The organism is Streptomyces sp. NPDC054932 (assembly GCF_053610205.1).
The window spans coordinates 1-17,454 of the sequence record NZ_JBSGXU010000056.1; the positions used below are offsets into that span (position 1 = coordinate 1).

Annotated in this window: 15 protein-coding genes; 8 read left to right on the forward strand and 7 right to left on the reverse strand. The window is 66.4% G+C overall.

What is annotated here, in order from left to right:
• Positions 1-104 precede the first annotated feature (104 nt).
• The 3 genes from codA (at position 105) to ACWGE1_RS17490 (ending at position 2,622) form a co-directional block, all read left to right on the forward strand.
• Positions 105-1,436, forward strand: a complete 1,332-nt coding sequence (codA, locus tag ACWGE1_RS17480; RefSeq protein WP_453421368.1) for a cytosine deaminase — start codon at positions 105-107, stop codon at positions 1,434-1,436.
• A gap of 6 nt (positions 1,437-1,442) precedes the next feature.
• A complete protein-coding gene (locus tag ACWGE1_RS17485; RefSeq protein WP_453421369.1) occupies positions 1,443-2,030 on the forward strand; it encodes an HD domain-containing protein in 588 nt (195 codons plus the stop codon).
• Between the two features lie 79 nt (positions 2,031-2,109).
• Positions 2,110-2,622 carry a DUF5956 family protein gene (locus ACWGE1_RS17490; RefSeq protein WP_453421370.1) on the forward strand — a complete coding sequence of 171 codons (513 nt, stop codon included), beginning with the start codon at positions 2,110-2,112 and terminating at the stop codon, positions 2,620-2,622.
• Positions 2,623-2,647: 25 nt separating this feature from the next.
• Here the strand turns inward: ACWGE1_RS17490 and ACWGE1_RS17495 are convergent, their stop codons facing one another.
• Positions 2,648-4,099, reverse strand: coding sequence for an aminopeptidase P family protein (locus tag ACWGE1_RS17495; RefSeq protein WP_453421371.1), 1,452 nt, complete (start codon positions 4,097-4,099; stop codon positions 2,648-2,650).
• A 168-nt stretch (positions 4,100-4,267) separates the two neighbouring features.
• Here ACWGE1_RS17495 and ACWGE1_RS17500 point away from each other — a divergent pair, with 168 nt between their 5' ends.
• Positions 4,268-4,546, forward strand: a complete 279-nt coding sequence (locus ACWGE1_RS17500) for a hypothetical protein (protein WP_453421372.1) — start codon at positions 4,268-4,270, stop codon at positions 4,544-4,546.
• Positions 4,547-4,587: 41 nt separating this feature from the next.
• Here ACWGE1_RS17500 and ACWGE1_RS17505 read toward each other — a convergent pair whose 3' ends face one another.
• A complete protein-coding gene (locus ACWGE1_RS17505; protein WP_453421373.1) occupies positions 4,588-5,589 on the reverse strand; it encodes a hypothetical protein in 1,002 nt (333 codons plus the stop codon).
• A gap of 330 nt (positions 5,590-5,919) precedes the next feature.
• Between ACWGE1_RS17505 and ACWGE1_RS17510 the strand changes: the two genes are divergently transcribed.
• The 3 genes from ACWGE1_RS17510 to ACWGE1_RS17520 all read left to right on the forward strand — a co-directional run bounded on the left by ACWGE1_RS17510 (position 5,920) and on the right by ACWGE1_RS17520 (position 7,603).
• Positions 5,920-6,090, forward strand: a complete 171-nt coding sequence (locus ACWGE1_RS17510) for a hypothetical protein (protein ID WP_453421374.1) — start codon at positions 5,920-5,922, stop codon at positions 6,088-6,090.
• 419 nt (positions 6,091-6,509) lie between these two features.
• A complete protein-coding gene (locus ACWGE1_RS17515) occupies positions 6,510-7,154 on the forward strand; it encodes a DUF433 domain-containing protein (protein ID WP_453421375.1) in 645 nt (214 codons plus the stop codon).
• Entirely contained in the window at positions 7,151-7,603 is a 453-nt protein-coding gene (locus ACWGE1_RS17520; protein WP_453421376.1) for a DUF5615 family PIN-like protein, read from the forward strand. Before ACWGE1_RS17515 ends, ACWGE1_RS17520 begins: the two co-directional genes overlap by 4 nt.
• 184 nt (positions 7,604-7,787) lie before the next feature.
• Here ACWGE1_RS17520 and ACWGE1_RS17525 read toward each other — a convergent pair whose 3' ends face one another.
• The 3 genes from ACWGE1_RS17525 to ACWGE1_RS17535 form a co-directional block, all read right to left on the reverse strand.
• A complete protein-coding gene (locus tag ACWGE1_RS17525) occupies positions 7,788-12,659 on the reverse strand; it encodes a DEAD/DEAH box helicase (protein ID WP_453421377.1) in 4,872 nt (1,623 codons plus the stop codon).
• 189 nt (positions 12,660-12,848) lie between these two features.
• Entirely contained in the window at positions 12,849-13,403 is a 555-nt protein-coding gene (locus tag ACWGE1_RS17530; protein ID WP_453421378.1) for a hypothetical protein, read from the reverse strand.
• 1,107 nt (positions 13,404-14,510) lie between these two features.
• Positions 14,511-15,188 carry a nucleotidyltransferase domain-containing protein gene (locus tag ACWGE1_RS17535; protein ID WP_453421403.1) on the reverse strand — a complete coding sequence of 226 codons (678 nt, stop codon included), beginning with the start codon at positions 15,186-15,188 and terminating at the stop codon, positions 14,511-14,513.
• A 269-nt stretch (positions 15,189-15,457) separates the two neighbouring features.
• Here ACWGE1_RS17535 and ACWGE1_RS17540 point away from each other — a divergent pair, with 269 nt between their 5' ends.
• On the forward strand, positions 15,458-16,144 hold the full coding sequence (locus ACWGE1_RS17540; protein WP_453421379.1) for a hypothetical protein: 687 nt from the start codon (positions 15,458-15,460) through the stop codon (positions 16,142-16,144).
• A gap of 50 nt (positions 16,145-16,194) precedes the next feature.
• Here the strand turns inward: ACWGE1_RS17540 and ACWGE1_RS17545 are convergent, their stop codons facing one another.
• Positions 16,195-16,908 carry a creatininase family protein gene (locus ACWGE1_RS17545; protein WP_453421380.1) on the reverse strand — a complete coding sequence of 238 codons (714 nt, stop codon included), beginning with the start codon at positions 16,906-16,908 and terminating at the stop codon, positions 16,195-16,197.
• A 57-nt stretch (positions 16,909-16,965) separates the two neighbouring features.
• A complete protein-coding gene (locus ACWGE1_RS17550) occupies positions 16,966-17,433 on the reverse strand; it encodes an NUDIX hydrolase (RefSeq protein ID WP_453421381.1) in 468 nt (155 codons plus the stop codon).
• Positions 17,434-17,454 lie beyond the last annotated feature (21 nt).

Sequence of the window (17,454 nt, forward strand, 5' to 3'; positions counted from 1 at the left end):
CCGAGCCCTGACCGCCGCAAGTTCCCCAGCCCTCATACAGCCAGCGAACTACCGCACACCCGACGTGACAAGACCAGATAACAAAGCACTACTAGGCTGGCGCCATGCGGATGATCGTCCGGGGCGCCCGGCTGCTGCACACCCACGGTCCGTCCGGGGCCGGCCTGCCCGACCACGGCCTGTCCGACGTCGAAGTCGCGGAGGACGGCCGCATCGCGCGCGTGATCCCGTACGACGATCAGAAGGAACCACCGGTCACCGGCGTCCTCATCGAGGCCCACGGGGGACTGCTCACCGCACCCTTCGTCGAGCCGCACATCCACCTGGACACGGCGCTGACCGCGGGCGAGCCGCGCCCCAACGCCTCCGGCACGCTCTGGGAGGGCATCGCCTGCTGGAGCGAGCGCAAGCGGACCCTGACCCGCGAGGACGTCATCGCGCGCGCCACCGAGGTGCTGCGCTGGCAGGCCGCCCACGGGGTGCTGCACGTGCGGACCCACTGCGACATCACCGACCCGGACCTCACCGCGCTCGACGCACTGCTGGAGGTGCGCGACCGGGTGCGGGAGTTCATGACCCTGCAGATCGTGGCCTTTCCGCAGGAGGGCATCGTCTCCTTCCCGGGTGGCGGGGCGCTGCTGCGCGAGGCCGTCGCCCGCGGGGCGGACGTCGTCGGCGCGATCCCGCACTTCGAGGACACCCGCGAGGACGGCGTGGCCTCGCTTCAGACGGCCTTCGCGCTGGCCGAGGAGCACGGCCTGCGGGTGGACGCGCACTGCGACGAGATCGACGACGAGCAGTCGCGATTCGTCGAGGTGCTGGCCACCCTGGCCCTGCGCACGGGGCTGCGGGAGCGCGCCACGGCCTCGCACACGACGGCCATGGGCTCCTACAACGGCGCCTACAGCTTCAAACTCCAGCGCCTGCTCGCCCGCTCCGGCATCAACCTGGTCTCCAACCCCTTCGCCAACCTGGGCCTCCAGGGCCGCTTCGACGCCTATCCCAAGCGGCGCGGCCTCACCCAGGTCAAGGAGATGCTGGCCGCCGGGGTCAACGTCGCCTTCGGCCACGACGACGTGATGGACCCCTGGAACGCGCTGGGCACCGCCAACCCGCTGCAGACCGCCCTCGTCGGGCTGTACGCCGCCCAGCTCACCGGCGGCGACGAGATCCCGCAGGCCTTCTCGATGGTGACGGATCGTGCGGCGCGGGTCCTCGGCCTCGGGGAGACGGAGTACGGCATCACCGAGGGCGCCCCCGCCTCCTTCGTGCTGCTCCCGGCCCCGACGCCCGAGGAGGCGATCCGCCGCCAGGTCCGCCCGCGGTACGTCGTCTCGCGCGGGACCGTCCTCGCCGAGACCCCGCCCGCGCCGACCCGGCTGAACTGGCCGGGCGAGCCCCCGTCCGAGGTCGACTTCGGCCGCCGCCTACGCTGACGCGCCATGACGTGGACTCCTGACACACCATCGGCCCGTGCCGCGCTCGAGATCGCCTCGGAGTACGCGGACGCCACCCTCCTGAACCACTCGGTCCGCTCCTACGCCTTCGGCGCCCGGTACGCGGAGCAGCACGGGCTGGCGCACGACGCGGAACTCCTCTACGTCAGTTCCCTGTTGCACGATCTGGGTCTGACCGCGCCCTTCGACAGCCACACCCTTCCCTTCGAGGAGGCGGGCGGCCACGTCGCGCGCGTCCTGACGGCGGGCCTGGGCTGGCCGGCTGCCCGCCGGGCGCGCGCCGAGGAGGTGATCGTCCTGCACATGCGGGACGACGTGTCCGCGGCCCAGGACGTGGAGAGCCACCTCCTGCAGGTCGGCACGAGCGCGGACGTCTCGGGCCTGCGCGTCGCCGAGTTCGATCCCGCCTTCACCGCCGACCTGCTCGCCGCCCACCCGCGGGGCGGCTTCGGCGACGCCTTCCTCGCGCTGGTCGAGGACCAGGCCGCCCGCAAGCCCGACTGCGCGGCGGCCGCGTACGTGGCCGGGGGCGCGGCCGTGCGAATCGCGGCCAACCCCCTGGAGCGGATGTAGGGGCGGCGGCCCACGGGTGCGGGGTTTCGCGCCGCAGCGGGTCACGCATATCGGTCACCGCGTCGGATAGCGTGCCCGCATGTCGTGGGACGAGGACGGAACACCGCACCTGCTCGCACTGCGCCGCACCGGCCGCAGCGAACTGGAGCCGGACCGGCTGCCCGAGATGCGGGAGCTGGAGGTGCTCGGCTGGGAGCCGGCGCCCGAGGACCTGCGCTGGGTGTTCCTCCCATACGTCTGGCCCCCCGCGGACCGCACCTGGATCCCCGACCGCTCCACGCACTGGGCGGTGGACACCTCCCTCGACGGCCACGGCCACATCACCGGCGTGGAGTGCGCCCCGCTGCCCGAGCCCGACCTGCGGGACCTCGACCGGGAGGCCGACGAGGCCCTCGTGGGGCTCGGCCTCCCGCCCCGCCCGCGGGGCCGCCTGTGGCTGCTGCGCCCGGTCGGCCCCTTCGACACCCTCGGGGCGCTCCTGGAGCACCTCGACGGCCTGGCCGAGGAGCGTGCGGTGGAGGCCCCCTCCGGGGCCTTCCTCGCCCTGGTCCGGACCGCACTCGCGGAACTCTCCGACCCCGAGGTGCTCTGAGGGCACCGCGCAGCCCTGCGGAGGGTCAGCCCTTCAGCCGGGCCATCCACGCCTCGACGTCCCCGGACGTGCGCGGCAGGGCGGCGGACAGGTTCCGGTTGCCGTCCTCGGTGACGAGGATGTCGTCCTCGATGCGGACGCCGATGCCGCGGTACTCCTCGGGCACGGTGAGGTCGTCGGTCTGGAAGTAGAGACCGGGCTCGACGGTCAGGCACATGCCCGGCTGCAGCGTCCCCCCGGCGTACGCCTCGCGGCGGGCGGCGGCGCAGTCGTGGACGTCCATGCCGAGCATGTGGCCGGTGCCGTGCAGGGTCCAGCGGCGCTGCAGGCCGAGCTCCAGAACCCGTTCGACCGGCCCCTCCAGCAACCCCCACTGCACCAGCTTCCCGGCCAGCACCCGCTGCGCGGCACGGTGGATGTCCTGGTACTTCGCCCCCGGTACGACGGCCTCGATGCCGGCCGACTGGGCCTCGTACACGGCGTCGTAGATCTTGCGCTGCACCTGCGAGAAGGTGCCGCTGATCGGCAGGGTGCGGGTGACGTCCGCGGTGTAGAGGGTGTGGGTCTCCACGCCGGCGTCGAGCAGCAGCAGGTCGCCGGAGCGGACCGGGCCGTCGTTGCGGATCCAGTGGATGGTGGTGGCGTGGGGGCCGGCGGCGCAGATGGAGCCGTAGCCGACGTCGTTGCCCTCGACGCGGGCGCGCAGGAAGAAGGTGCCCTCGATGTAGCGCTCGGAGGTGGCCTCGGCCTTGTCCAGGACCTTCACGACGTCCTCGAAGCCGCGGACGGTGGAGTCGACGGCCTTCTGCAGCTCACCGACCTCGAAGCCGTCCTTGATCAGACGCAGTTCGGACAGGAAGACCCGCAGCTCCTCATCGGTCTCGGCGGTGACCCCGTCGGTCAGCGCCGCCTCGATGCCCGCGTCGTGCCCGCGCACCACACGTACCGGGCCGCCCGCCCCGCGCAGCACGTCGGCCGCGGTGCGCACGTCGCGGCAGGGGATGCCGTACAGGGCCTCGGCCTCGGTGAGGCTGCGGCGGCGGCCGGCCCACAGTTCGCCCTGGCCGTCGAGCCAGAACTCGCCGTTCTCCTTGTCGGAGCGGGGCAGCCGGTACAGGGCGGCTTCGTGGCCGCCGTCCGTCGGCTCCAGGACGAGGACCCCGTCCTCCTTGAGGTCGCCGGTGAGGTACGCGTACTCGGTCGCGGCCCGGAAGGGGTACTCGGTGTCGTTCGAGCGGGTCTTCAGGCGGCCGGCCGGGATGACGAGGCGCTCTCCGGGGAAGCGCGCCGAGAGGGTGGCACGGCGGGCGGCGGTGCGGTCGGCCTGGGGTATAGGCCGCAGATCGTGCGCCTCGGTGTCGGCCCAGCCGGACGCCATGTTCTGCGCGAGCTCTTCGGAGACGCGCCGGGACACGGCGTTCTTCCGCTCGGCGACCGGCTGCTCGCCCGGCTGCTGGTCCTCGGCGGCCTCTGCCACGGTTCCTCCTCATGGGTGAACGGGTGTCCGGCTCGCATCATAGGAGCGGGGTGCGGGCCCGGCGGAGGCGTTTTCGCCACTGGGGTCCGGCCCGGCCGCAGCCGCAGGGCCGTCCCGCGCTCCCGTCGCTACCCTTGTCGTGAGGGGGTACTGCCGGGAGGCGATCTCATGGGTCGGCGCCATCACTTCCACATCGACCACGACGGACACTCGGTCAGCGCCACGGTCCAGACCGGGCACACCGCCGTCGTGGAGGTACTGGTCGACGGCAAGGAGACCGGACATGCCACCACGCACGACGACCACCCCGTGACCGTGCACGTCGAGCTGCCGACGGATCCTCCGACACGGGTATCCGTCCGCGCGACACCCGGCCCGGGCGTGCCCCGCTGCATCTTCGAGGCCCCCGCCATCGAGCCGCACATCATGTCGCCCCGCCCCTACTGACGGCGGCGTCCGCCACCGTCCGCCAGGTGAGGCGTCGCCTCTCAGTGGGCCAAGGGGAAGCCGGCGAAACCGTCCTCGACCTGGTAGACGAGGTACACGTTCTGCGATGCCAGCAGATCCTTCACGTCCTTGCTCGGTTCACTGGGCAGCAGCACAGCCGCCCGCAGGCCCTCGGGGTTGGGGAGGTGCCTGCGGTAGTCGGCAAGCTGACCGATCGCCATGCGGATGTTGGTGCGCGTGGTCAGTCCCTTGGCCTCGTACAGCACGTGATCGGTGATGTCGTACAGGTCAGGGGTGAGGGCGCCCACCTCACCGGCGATGGTGATCTGGAACGACTTGTGCACGTGGCCAGCAGCCTCAAGGTCCTTCTTGAACGCCTCCATCAGGAGGCCCTCACGACGCAGAACCGTACGCGGGCCCCCGGGAACGTCAGCGATCGTCTCCGAGGTGGTGTGCTGCTCGGACTTCTTGTCCTTCACGCTGGTCTGCGCGGGAATCACCGGGACAGTGTCCACATCCTCCACGTCGTTGCCAGCCGCCGGCTTGAGCCAGTCCTCTTCCTTCCATGCCGGCGACGACCCCGGAACCGGCCGAAGCCGGAACACCAGAGCATTGCGCATGTTGTGGTCCTGGCCCGGTCCGCGGCGAATCTCGACGGGGTTGATCGGGTCCACGGTCATCTGCCCGATGTACCGCTGGCGCATGGCGCCGCTACCACCCGGCACCTTGCCGTGCGCGACGAACAGGTGCAGTTCACGGCCATCTTCGACGTGGTACCGCAGGGACTTGTTGCGGCTCTTCATCTCCTGGTCACCGTTCGCGCCATAGCCGGTGTACAGGTACAGCGGACCGTACTCGTCATCCTCGGCGCGGCCATCGAAGGTGTAGCCGTACTCCTCGCCCGCGGAAGGGTCGGAGTAGACGAACACCTTCTTCGCCTCGTTGGCCGGCTCGATGCCCTGGTACTTCCCACCGCCGAAGGCAGCCACGACCTCATCACGCGTCGTGATCATCCCGGGCACAAGCTCAAACGTTGTCGTCATGGTCACGACCATAAGCAGCCCCGCCCGCATCCCGGCACCGCATTTCCCCCACCACGCAAACAGACGGCCCCACATGTCTCTGGCATGGCCGAATCCACTCCACCGACATCGCGCGAGAGCACCGACCTCGCTTGCTGGACACGTTCACCCGACAGAACGGCGGCGCACCGCGCCACCTGCGCACCGCGCTTCAACTCGCCGAACCGGGCCTGCCCGCGATGCCGCTGCGGGCGGGCAAGCTTCCCTTCGGGAACTGCCGCGCCTGCACCCGCTCGGCGTGCGGGGCCGCATATGAAGGCCGGCGGCGCGTGCGAGTGCCCGGCCCCTGCCATGGCTGGGGCCTCCGCAACGGGGACCGAGCTGGACTCCACCAACGTCCGGCGCGCCTTCCGGCAGGCGATCACCGTCACCGAGGCGGTCTGCCGGAAGCAGATGAGGCCCATGATCCAGACCGGGGCGACGGCTATGGACGAGATCTTCAGGGCCGCGCCGAAGGCGTAGTCACTCAGTTAGTCACCCAGACGCAGGAAGAGCCGGTGCAGATTGCTCTGCACCGGCTCTCACCTGGTCTTACTTTGTCGGGGTGGCGGGATTTGAACCCACGACCTCTTCGTCCCGAACGAGGTCCACCCAAGATCCCCACCTGCGCAGATGGCGTTTCCCCTGGTCAGGGCTTCGTCCTCGGCTGGCGTGAGCGAGTCCCGACAGGTACCGGGGAGCGGATCGGCTCCCAGTCGGCTCCCAGCGAGGGGCCGGGAGGAGTGCTCGGCAGCTGTCGGATTTCAACATCATCGGCAGTGTCGTGCTGGCTCAGTCCCGAGCTGCCTCGAAAGGCGTCTTCGCCTTCCATTGCGTACGGGCTCCGGGACAATGAAGTACGGTCGGCGAAGCCCGACTATTGGGAGAGGAGGTGGGCGCGCGTGTCGTACGAGCCCAAGCTGGCTGCTGCTCTCTCGGGTGCCACCATGCGCCAGCTTTCCCATTGGCGGCATGCCTCCGGAAGCAGCGGTGCCCTGCTGGTTCCTGAGCTCTCTGACTCCCGCCCGATCTTGTACTCGTTTCGGGATGTCGTAGCCCTCCGCGCGTGCGTTCGGCTGAGGCAGGAGACCTCGCTGCAGAGGATCCGCAAGGCGCTGAACACTCTGAGGGAAGACCTGGGGGAGCGAGAGCACCTCTCCTCGTACGTCCTCGTCGCCGACCGGGGCGCGGTCTACCTGGCGGACGCGGAAAACGCTGTCGACCTGAACAGGGGCGGCAACATGGTGATCCACGAGCTTGTCGACGTGCTTGCGCCCTTCTATCGCGATGGGCGACACATCCCCGACCTGTTGGCACCTCGAGAGCACGTGGCGGTCGACTCCTCCGTGCGCGGAGGTGAACCTGTGATCCAGGGAACCCGGATCCCGGCCTCGGAGGTTGCTGCCCTCGTCCGAGACGGCATCCCGCCGGAGCAGATTGGCGACTTCTACCCTGGCGTGAGCGCTGAGGCAGCCCGTGACGCCGCCGACTTCACGGACTACGTTGACAGCTACGGCGACAGCGAACCCCGGCAGGTCGTCGCTTGAGGCTGCTGCTCGATGAGAACGTGCCACGGCCCATGGCCGAGATCGTGCGCATCTTGTTGAAGGCGCATGAGGTGGTTCACGTCCACGAGCTCCAGGGCTGGGCTGGCACGAAGGACATCGAGCTGTACGCCAGGGCCAAAGTCGAAGGCTTCGAGGTGATCATCACCAACGACGCCAAGCAGCTCAGCCGGCCGCTGGAGGTTGCGGCGATCGCCGAGTCGGGCCTGCACCGAATCGAGTACCGGCAGAACAACAAGCACGGTGGCCTCGTGGGCCTTGGCACCGCAATAGCCACCGTCTGCGCGGCCCTGCCCCACGCCATCGCGGAGCTGGCGGAGGCTGACGGCCAGCGGCTTATCGCTTTGCGGTCCATTGACCCGAGTCGGCAGAATCGCCTGCAGACGACAGACCCGGCGGCGGCACCACCCAAGTTCTGGCCCTCCCGCTAGGCTGCGTCGGCGAGGGATTGCCCCGAACGTCTTCCCCAAGTGTTCGTACGGCCGTCCGGTCGTGGCCATACTCGCCCTGACCTGTGGTGGAGTTCTCTGGTTGCCCTTCGTTTGGACGGCGCCGGAGTGAGGCGAACGCAGCCACAGCCAGGACCCGGCCCCCGGAGGGGGCCGGCCGGGGCTCCTACTCCAAGATGTCCAGGGCTGGCAGGGCATCCACGATCTTCATCGTCTCCACGCTGACCGTCACGATCCGCTTGAGGAGATCAATGATGTAGCGAGGGTCGTCGGACCAATCGTTCGGGTCGTTGGTGAGGCCGCTCTTGCCCTTGGTATCAACCGTGAACTGATAGCGGTCAATGATCCATTCGATCGCGGACCGGGCACCTAGCTGGTATCGGTACGCGTCCTCGGGGATGTTGGTGAGGGTGATGCGGCCGTTGTAGATGATCGTCGAGCGATCCTGCTGCCCCTTCACCTTCGGGATCTTCATCTTGGCAACCCGATACAGGTCGTCCGGTGCCGAGTTGGATACGTCGCCAGTGATCGTCTCGACGATGCCGCGGTAGGGATCAGCCTGCTCGTAGTCGAGGTGCAGATCGGCGAGGTTGCGACCTGCTTCGGCGAATCCCCGGAAGTCGCGCACCCTGGGGATACGCGGGAGGGATTTCTTCAGGTCGGCGGCAAAGCTGGCACGGTAGGCGGGGGAGTGGAGTAGGCCGTAGATGTAGAAGAAGACGTCGTCCTTGGTGATCGTGTCGTCGGCGTACGTCTTCCTGTAGGCGCGGAGCGCAGCGTCAGTGACGTTGTCGACGCGCTCGTACTGCTCGCCCTCGCTGATTGTGGCGAACAGGTCATCATCGCTGCCGGCCTCACGATACGTGTAGCGAGCGAAGTGCGGGCCGACGCTCTTTGTGCCAACCGCGTGAAGATCGGGGATAACGTCCGTCAGTAGAACGGAGAAAGGCTCGTCAGACCCTGTTCCGGTGATGTAGAAGCCGAGATTCTCGTGCTGCGGCGTGGGGAAGATCCGTGGAAGCTGATAAACCGTGTTGTTCAGCTTCCGGTCGAAATAGGCGAACTGTCGAGTGAAAGGGCGGTACATGGAGACGAAGATGCGATCGTCCAAGAAGCGGTACTTCTCACCCTTGGCGATACGACCCTTGTCTGCTCGATCCCAGCTAATCCTCGTTGGGTCGAGATCAATGAAATTGTCAACGTCCGACGGCTTCGGCGCTGTAACTTTTTGGGTCTTGGAATGCTCGGCGAAGCCCTTGACCTGAGAATTGTAGAATTCGATCGTTGACGTCATGTTTTGCTTGAGCTGCAGCTCGGAGAAGTTGTATGCCCAAGCGTCGCGGCCCGTCTTGAGGCCACTGGAGTGTAGCTCAAAGAGTGGATCGGATTTCTCCGACTTATCCTTCTTGGCGATCGGCTGGAACTCGGCGAAGCGCTCGTCCCTCTGGTTGACCCAGTCCCCGTCTGTGTTTGGGGTGATCGTCTGCCAATGGACTGTGTCGAGGTCTTGCCCAGCTACGATGCGCAGCTTGTCCTCGCGGCTAAGGTAGTCATCGACGCTGCAATAGTGCAGGGCGCATGCGTCATTGGCGTCCCTGCCACCCTTGATGAGGATCAGAATCGCGACGGTATTCTGACTCCCAGAGCCGAAGATCTTGCCTCCTTCTCGCTTCCAGTCGTGTGTGCGCTGGTTGCCGCGAAGGTTGTAGCAGTAGATCGCATCGAACTCGTCCGTCAGGGATTTTCGCAGTCCATCGGCTGTGTTGCCGTCAATGTATCCGCCGTTAGAAACGAATGCGACGACTCCTTCATTCTCGATTCGGTCCGAAGCCCATCGAATTGCGCGAATGTAGGAATCATAGAGTGACGTCTTGAGGGTGGCAGTGGACCGCACCGCATATGTTTCGCCGATCCGCTTATCGAGTGCCTCGTATTTGAGATTTTGATTGGCGTCGTTGGCGCTGTCCTGGCCGACCGAGTATGGTGGATTTCCTACTACTACGGTGATGCCCTGCTTTTGCTGCTTCTTCGCCCGCTCGCTGTTTCCTTCCAATACGTCCATCCCGTCGAGCTTCGCCGTGCCCTCGGCGAGCTGGAAGGTGTCCGTAAGGACGATTCCCTCGAAGGGTTGGTATTCACCACCGGCGAGGTCGTGGAAGGCGGCTTCGATGTTGACCGCTGCGATGTAGTACGCGAGGAGCACGATCTCGTTCGCGTGGAGCTCACTCGTGTACTTGCGCAGCAAATCGCCCGGCTTGATGAGACCTGATTGGAGGAGGCGTACCGGGAACGTGCCGGTGCCGACGAACGGGTCGATGATCTGAACGCCCTCATCCGAGAGGGAGCGGCCGAGATGCTTGTTCAGGGCCTGCTCAGTAGCGCGGATGATGAAGTCGACGACCTCGATCGGCGTGTAGACGATGCCGAGGGCGTCGGCGGTCTTCGGCAGTGCAGTCTTGAAGAACTTGTCGTACAGCTCGACGATGACGCGCTGGCGGCCCTCATGGTTGTCGATACCTTCGGCGCGGACCTTCACCGACTCGTAGAAGCCCGCAAGGGTCTTGGCTTCGGAGTCCAGGCCCTGGTCGTCGAGGATGTCGAGCATCCGCTGCATGGCTTTCGAGACCGGGTTGTGCTCGGCGAACCCGTAGTCCTTGAAAAGGGCGTCGAAGACCGGCTTGGTGACGATGTGCTGGGCGAGCATGTCGATGGCGTCGGTCTCGGAGACACCAGGATTTATGTTGGCCCTCAGCTCGCCCACGAACTCGTCGAAGGCCGCTTTCTTCTCGGGGATTGCGAGCGCGGCTTCGATGCGGGTGACATGTCGGCGGGCGATGCCCGCGATGTCCTTGGCCCAGTCCTCCCAGTAGTGGCGCTCGCCTACCTTGTCAACGATGCGGGCGTAGATGGCGTCCCGCCAGTCGGTGACGGAGAACAGGGCATCCTGGATGCCCTGGGCGCTCTGGGCTTCCTTGTCCTTGGCATCCTGGCCGGTGTCAGCGGTGCTCGAGCCGTCCTTGTCGCCGATCGTCTCGTCGTTAGGCCCGATGCTGCCGATGCCGATCTTGTTGTCAGGCCTGTTCTTGTTCAGCTCGATCTGGTTGACGGTTGCGTTGAAGCGATCGTCGTGGGCGCGCAGGGCCTGGAGGACTTGCCACACGGTCTTGAAGCGCTGGTTGTCGGCGAGCGCCTTCTCGGGCGGCGTCCCAGCCGGCACTGCGACGGGCAGGATTATGTAGCCGTAGTTCTTGCCCGGGGCCAGGCGCATCACGCGGCCGACGGACTGGACGACGTCGACGACGCTGTTGCGGGGGTGGAGGAAGAGGACGGCGTCCAGGCTGGGGACATCGACCCCCTCGGACAGGCAACGGGCATTTGACAGGATGCGGGCGTTGGCCGGACCGGGGTCTTGCTTGAGCCAGTCGAGCAGGACGTTGCGCTTCAGGGTGTTGAAGGTGCCATCGACATGGTCAACTTCGCAGTGCAGGACGTCGTCATCGGCGTCGTCGTAGGCGTCGACGACCTCGTTGAAGCGGGCTGCGATTTCCTTGGAGTCGGCGATGGAACGGGCGAAGGCGACGGCCCGCTTCATGGGCGCCTCGTCCTCGGCGAAGCCGGATCCGTCGGCGAAGGTGCCGGTGCGCTTGGCCATCGCGTTCCAGCAGCCGATGATTTTTGCAGCATCGTCGATGTTCAGCTCGGACGCACCGCCGGCGAAACCCTCCTGGAGGGTCTTGGCGACTACGCCTTCGTCGATGGTGAGGATGAGGACCTTGTAGTCGGTAAGTAGGCCCTGCTCTACGGCCTGGCCGAAGCCCAGGCGGTGGAACTCCGGGCCGAACTGGTCTTCCCTGTCCATCGACGCCAGAGCTGCATCGGCATTCTTCGCATCTGTCTTGGTGTCCTCGTTGTAGATACGAGGGGTGGCCGTCATGTAGAGGCGGCGGTCCGCGCCGAGGTACTCATCGTCGTGAACGCGGACGAACGCGGACTCATCGTGGCCGGCGAGGGTGACACCGGTGGTGCGGTGTGCCTCGTCGCACAGGATGAGGTCGAAGCGGGCCAGGCCCTTCTTCTGAGCCTCGGAGATCGTGGCGATGGACTGGTACGTGGAAAACACCACGGTCAGCCCCGGTACCGCCTCGACACTGGCCATCTGCTGGATCAGGCGATTGGGGTCCGTGGTGGCGGGCAGAGCCAGATCGTGGGTGGACATGTCCTTGTCGTCGCCCTGGGGCTGCTTGCCGACCTTCGTGTCCGAGCAGACTGCGAAGCCGCGCAGTGGGACCTCAGCCTCGAACGACCACTCGCGGAGCGTCTGCGAGAGCAGCGCGATGGAGGGGACGAGGAAGAGGACGGTCGTGTGCTCGCCCTCACCGGCCGCGGCGCGCTCCTGCTGGAGCCGCTCCACGATCTTCAGGCCAGTGAACGTCTTGCCCGTACCGCAGGCCATGATCAGCTTGCCGCGGTTGTGGTCGGCGAACCCCGCGAAGACGTTGTCAATGGCCTCGCGCTGGTGCCTGCGCGGCTCCTTCTTGGCCTGCAGCTTCATCTCAAGCGGGGCGCCGGCCTTCGGCATGTGCCACTCGACGGGGCTGTTCGCGATGTCAGACAGGCCGAGACGCGTGACCGGAATCTGCTGGTCATTCAGGGCCGCCTCGGCGTGTACTCCCCACTTCTCCGTCGTCGAGATGATCATGCGGCGGGTGTACCCGCCCTTGCCCGAGGCGGTGAAGAACGAGTCGATGTCGTCCTTCTGGATGGTGTGCTGTGGCTCGTAGAACTTGCACTGGATGGCACAGAAGCCACCAGTCTCGCGGTCCTGGGCCACCAGGTCGATGCCGGTGTCCCGCTTGTCGTTCTCGGCCCCCGGCCAGTCGGCCCACATCCACACACGGCTGAACTGCTCGGTCCACTGAGGGTCCGTGCTGAGGTACTGGAGCATGAGCTCCTCGAAGCGCGTACCGCGGTCGCGATTCCCGGCGGAGCCATTGCGGATCGCCCTGATGACGTCGTGCACCGTCGTGGTCGTGGCCACTGCGCTTCGTTTCCCTCACTGCCAGAGGCACGCGAAGTCGCGTACCGAGAACGTTTCACTAGAAGTCCTTCAGAACCCTACTGGCAGCTGAAGACATCACGCACGTACTCCGAACGGCATTCCGTCGGGGTGGCCCACGTGCCTCGTCGGTGCCCGCTTGTCGGCTCGTCCGCGACGGTTCGGCCCCCTTTAGATGCCCCGCTTGCCCGACTGCTGAAGGTTTCCAAGGACCTGCTCGGCAACCGTGGCGGCCTGAGCCTTCATGTCCTTCTCGGACACCACGTGCCCCGGGGAGTACCTCTCCACGAAGAGGAACTGGCCGGAACCGATGTCCACTGAGAGTGAGGCCCGCCAGTCGTCGCCGTACATGATCTGCTGCGCTGCCAGGCGGCCCTTGATCTCCACTGGAACGGCCTTCGTAGGGCTGGGCTTCGTGCCGTCGGCAGTCTGAAGCAGGGCTTCCTCGCTCTTGAACAAGGAGACGACATATCCGGCGGCATTCGTGGTGGTCGGCGTCATGGAGAAGTAGCAGGAGATCTCGCCCTTGCCAGACATAGGCGTGGCCTCGCGGACGCTGATCTCTTTCTGCTGGGCGTCGGTGAGGACGATCTTGCAGATCGAACTCTCGTTCACAGCGTCGGTTGCGATCGGAGCCGCAGGCGTGAGCTTGCCTGGGTCGGCCGGCTGTCCGGCGTCCGAGCATCCTGCCACCGCCAGGACGGTGAGCGACACCAGTGAGAACATGCGCAACCTCGGACGCACTGAGACCCCTCGTCGCGTTGAAGAAAGCCCTGGCCCGCATGGCTGCAGGCGGAACGATCATCGTAAACAGACGATCTTCAGCCCAGCCCTTCGTCGATCGACTATGGCTGGAACGGCACCCTTGGCTGGTAGGCGTAAGCCCCGATGGCCAGGGCGTGGCTGCTGACACCGCAGCCAATAGGGAGGCTTGCGCCGCCGAGCAGCGACCCCAGTGGAAGCAGGCATCCGGCAACGGGCACAGTCCCGTCGCCGAGCGGGCCGCTTCACATGCGTCAGGAGTTCTCTACTGTCGTGGCCGTCCATGCTGAGGACGGAGGCCGTACGCGTGCGCCGTGTCTACTGAAGGGATTGCGCCCGACGACCCGACGGTGTTCACGGTCGACTTCCACGCTGCCGGAGCCCGGCCTCCATACCGGAGCTGGTGCTGAGGACCAGTCGGGTGCTTCGGGCCGCATGGCCCGGAGGGCGTCCTCGCCCATCCCATGGTTCACGCCCCCGCAGACGCAGTCACAAGGCGAACTCGGTGACGCGGTTGCACAGGCTGCCGAGCCGCAGAACGGTGCGCCGGCTCCGTCAGGGTGGTGTCGGCACAGCCTGGACAAGCATGGAGTCTGCAGATACCAGTCGAGGCATCCGACAGCACCAGTCAGCTCACGGTCCAGGACTGCGAGCATCACGGGTATGGCGTCTTCCAGGATGGTGACGGTGCTCCAATATTCCACGGGGGGCGCGTTGCCGAAGATCGCCTCTCGGTAGCCGGAAGCGAACGTGCGCGCCGTAGCGTGGTCGCTGATTGCGCAGAGGTCCGTACTCAGACCCATCGGGCGAAAGCCTCCGATCACCAACGCGTCGTCGGACAGATGAGCCCATCGGTTGCCGGTGGTTCTGCTCTCGAAACGGCCGCCGAAGATCTCCTGCCACTCGCGGACCATACCGGTGAGCACGGTCCGCGTGTCACGGCCGTCCGAGAGCCAGCGCTGATCGGCCGGTGCTGTGGCGAGAACGCCAGTGAGCGCTGTCTCGGCTCGCTGGGTCTTCTTGTCTGTCCTGACGTGTGCCTTGCCGCGTGGGGAGTTCAAGTAACACCTCTCATGGCAATGTGCACGACGGTGAGCGGGATCCGATCAGTCTGCTACTCCTGCTTGGCAGGCGGGCTTGAACGAGCCGGCAGTTGGAGAAGCTGGCGGAGAAGCGATGGAGATGGCCTATTGCAGTCTCTGTCGCCAGGGATGCTCTGGTGCGGTCACCTTGAGGGCGTCCAGCAGCCAAGCCCTCTGGTCCTGGTCCAGCGACGGGAGGACCGCGTCGAAGTCCATCTCGTCTTTCTCTCTGGTTGTTCTTCGCCTTGTAGAAGAGCTGCATCTCGGGGGTGAGGTAGGGGGTGCCATCCGCGGCGACGCGACTGAGACGGGTGATGGGCATCCGCACGCGGGGGTCGCGTCTCGATACCCATTCGTCGCCGACTGCATCGTCGAGCATGAGCTGCACCGACCAGGGCGAGTCTGGTGTTCGGCGACACCAGATGTCATGAAGGGGCTCTTCGAGCATCTCGCCGAAGCCCCATGCGCGGAGCTTGCCGGTGCCTGGTGGGTCTGCGACGTGGAGATCCCAGCCTGGCAGGCACTCCTGGGCTCGTGTCTGATCGCGCCGCAGCACGAGAACGTCGAGGTCTCCATGCGTCCGCAGCTCGTGCCCGACGAAGAGTTCGATCGCGCGACCGCCGGCGATCCACCACGGGAAGTTGGCCTGCTTGAAGACTTCCGCCATCTCGCTGGCTGAAGCGGGGCTCCACTCCCCAAGGTTGTTGCTCGTCACGAAGCCATCGTGTCAGTGGTGCGACAAGTCGGCATGCGTCTTGGGTAGAGTCCCGCACCGACGGCCATCGGGGTTGCCTGGACCCGAACGTCCGTCATTTCCAGGCCTGTTCCTTCGGGCGAGGCCACGGAGTTTCGTGCGGCAACTCACATCGCGAATGGACGCTCCGCGTAGGCTTGATCACTCGATGTAGATCCGTAGCCTCTGAGAAGAAGGTCGGAGTGACAGTGGCCAAACCCTTCGTGCCTCAACCGTTGTGGTCCCCACTGGACGAGTACCTCTGGCACTCATGCGACATCCTCGCCGACCTTGTCGAGGGACGGCTTGCCCGGCGCCCCTTGGTGGCCACGACGGCGAGGCTAGGGACTGGCGAGCGCGCCCTGGCCGTCGGACCGGGGCAGCGCCTGACGTGGCGGGCACTCGGCAACGGTCGTTACACCCACAACAGCGTCACCGCGTTCGGCAGCCCGGCCTGGGTGATCGGCAGCATGGTGGGATCGGCACTCGGGAACTCCGCCCGCCGCAACCAAGCAGCCCGCGACGCCCAGCCGCGCTGGGTGCAGGACGGAGCCGGTGAAGTCACCATCACGCTGCAGCGTCTGCACTTAGCGCACCCGACGAGCGGGCTCGACATCGAGTGGAAGGCCTTGAGCGCGATCGATCTTGCCGCTCCTGATGTCTTCCAGATGAGCTTCACCAACACCCAGGGCCGGCACATGACCATCCGCGTGCACACACCGTGGGCTTCGCTCATCTTCGCGCTAGCCGCACTCACCGCGTTCCCCGCCCATCCCCGGCTGCTTGGCCGAGGCTGGCTGCCTCCAAATTTCGAACAGCGATGTGCCCAGATGGGGCGGCCGTGCCGCTCGGCCGCCGACCTCATGGTGAACGGGCGGGCGACGGACTGACCCACTCCCCGGCACAGGTCTCCGAGGAGCCACAGATTCGATGTGTCACTTCAGCGGCCCCCGCCGAGGATGCTGAGATGCGCCACGAAGCCGCTTGTCAGACTGTCGAGGACGGCCTTGCCCTTCTCTGCCGAGGCAGATGAGGGGTAACCGATCACCCCGGACTCCGTGTACGCGCTCATGCCCTGGACCAGGAGGAAAGGACGGGAGCCGCCATCGTGGTCTGCGGAGGCGAAGCCGTCCCGCACAAGCTCCGGGGCGGAGTGGAGCAGGACGGATGTCTCGATCTCGCCGGCGTGCATGTCTGCGTGTCGATCGGAGACAAGTCCAGCGTGGTCGCGGGCCCGGTCCCAGTCGGCCCCGAGTGGGAAAAGGGAGACGGCGGGGCCGTCGACGTTCGCCTCCTGGACGATGTTGGACAGGACGTAGTTGCCGCCGTGGCCGTTGATGATCACGAGCTTGGTGATGCCGGAGCGGGCGAGGGACGCCCGGATGTCGTCGATCAATGCGCAGAGGGTCTTCGCGCTGATGCTGACGGTGCCGGGGAACGCGGCGTGCTCGTGGCTGCACGACACCGTGATCGGCGGGAGCAAGTGCACGGGGTAGGCGTCGGCGATCTCCTGGCCGATGATGCATGCGATTGCTGTGTCGGTGATCAGTGGGAGATAGCGGCCGTGCTGTTCGAAGGAGCCGATGGGGAGCACGGCCACCATCGGCTGCGACTCCTGGATGTCTGTGCTCGTAGTGGTCGGCAGCAGGTTCACGACACTCCCGTGGCGGCTGGAGATCATCTCTTGCTCGGGCGAGTATGAACTGCTGGCTCAGCCGAGGTGGGGGAATGCGCCGGCGAGGTAGTCGCCGATCTGCTGGCGCATGCTGGGGTGGATGTCGTACTGGTCGAGCTCGGCGGGCTGGATGAAGCGGACGCCGTCAGCCTCGTCGTTGACCGTTGGCTCGCCACCTACGGGGCGGCCGATGTAGGTGTTCTCGTACTGCTGCCGGATCTCGCCGTCGGTGTAGGCCACGATGTGGCGGGGGTTGGTGTAGACCCCGAGGAAGCCGGTGATCTCGGCGACGATGCCGGTCTCTTCGAGGCATTCGCGTACGGCGCACTGTGCAGCCGTCTCGCCGATGTCCTGGGCACCTCCGGGTAGCGCCCACTGGCCGGTGTCACGGCGGCGCTGGAGAAGGATGGCGCCGGTGTCCTCGACGACGAGCAGGTTGCTGGCAGGAATAAGGGTGTTCGCCTTCGGTGCCGCGGGGTCGTTGTAGTACTCAGTCCTGCCCATGTGCGACGGTCCCCTCCTGGT

What these genes read in the sequence shown, in the direction of transcription:
- ACWGE1_RS17530 (WP_453421378.1), bottom strand. Translation starts at nt 13,403, where the DNA reads ATGTTCTCACTGGTGTCGCTCACCGTCCTGGCGGTGGCAGGATGCTCG.
- ACWGE1_RS17510 (WP_453421374.1), top strand. Translation starts at nt 5,920, where the DNA reads ATGGCTGGGGCCTCCGCAACGGGGACCGAGCTGGACTCCACCAACGTC.
- ACWGE1_RS17505 (WP_453421373.1), bottom strand. Translation starts at nt 5,589, where the DNA reads ATGACGACAACGTTTGAGCTTGTGCCCGGGATGATCACGACGCGTGAT.
- ACWGE1_RS17550 (WP_453421381.1), bottom strand. Translation starts at nt 17,433, where the DNA reads ATGGGCAGGACTGAGTACTACAACGACCCCGCGGCACCGAAGGCGAAC.
- ACWGE1_RS17500 (WP_453421372.1), top strand. Translation starts at nt 4,268, where the DNA reads ATGGGTCGGCGCCATCACTTCCACATCGACCACGACGGACACTCGGTC.
- ACWGE1_RS17490 (WP_453421370.1), top strand. Translation starts at nt 2,110, where the DNA reads ATGTCGTGGGACGAGGACGGAACACCGCACCTGCTCGCACTGCGCCGC.
- ACWGE1_RS17485 (WP_453421369.1), top strand. Translation starts at nt 1,443, where the DNA reads ATGACGTGGACTCCTGACACACCATCGGCCCGTGCCGCGCTCGAGATC.
- ACWGE1_RS17535 (WP_453421403.1), bottom strand. Translation starts at nt 15,188, where the DNA reads ATGGCGGAAGTCTTCAAGCAGGCCAACTTCCCGTGGTGGATCGCCGGC.
- codA (WP_453421368.1), top strand. Translation starts at nt 105, where the DNA reads ATGCGGATGATCGTCCGGGGCGCCCGGCTGCTGCACACCCACGGTCCG.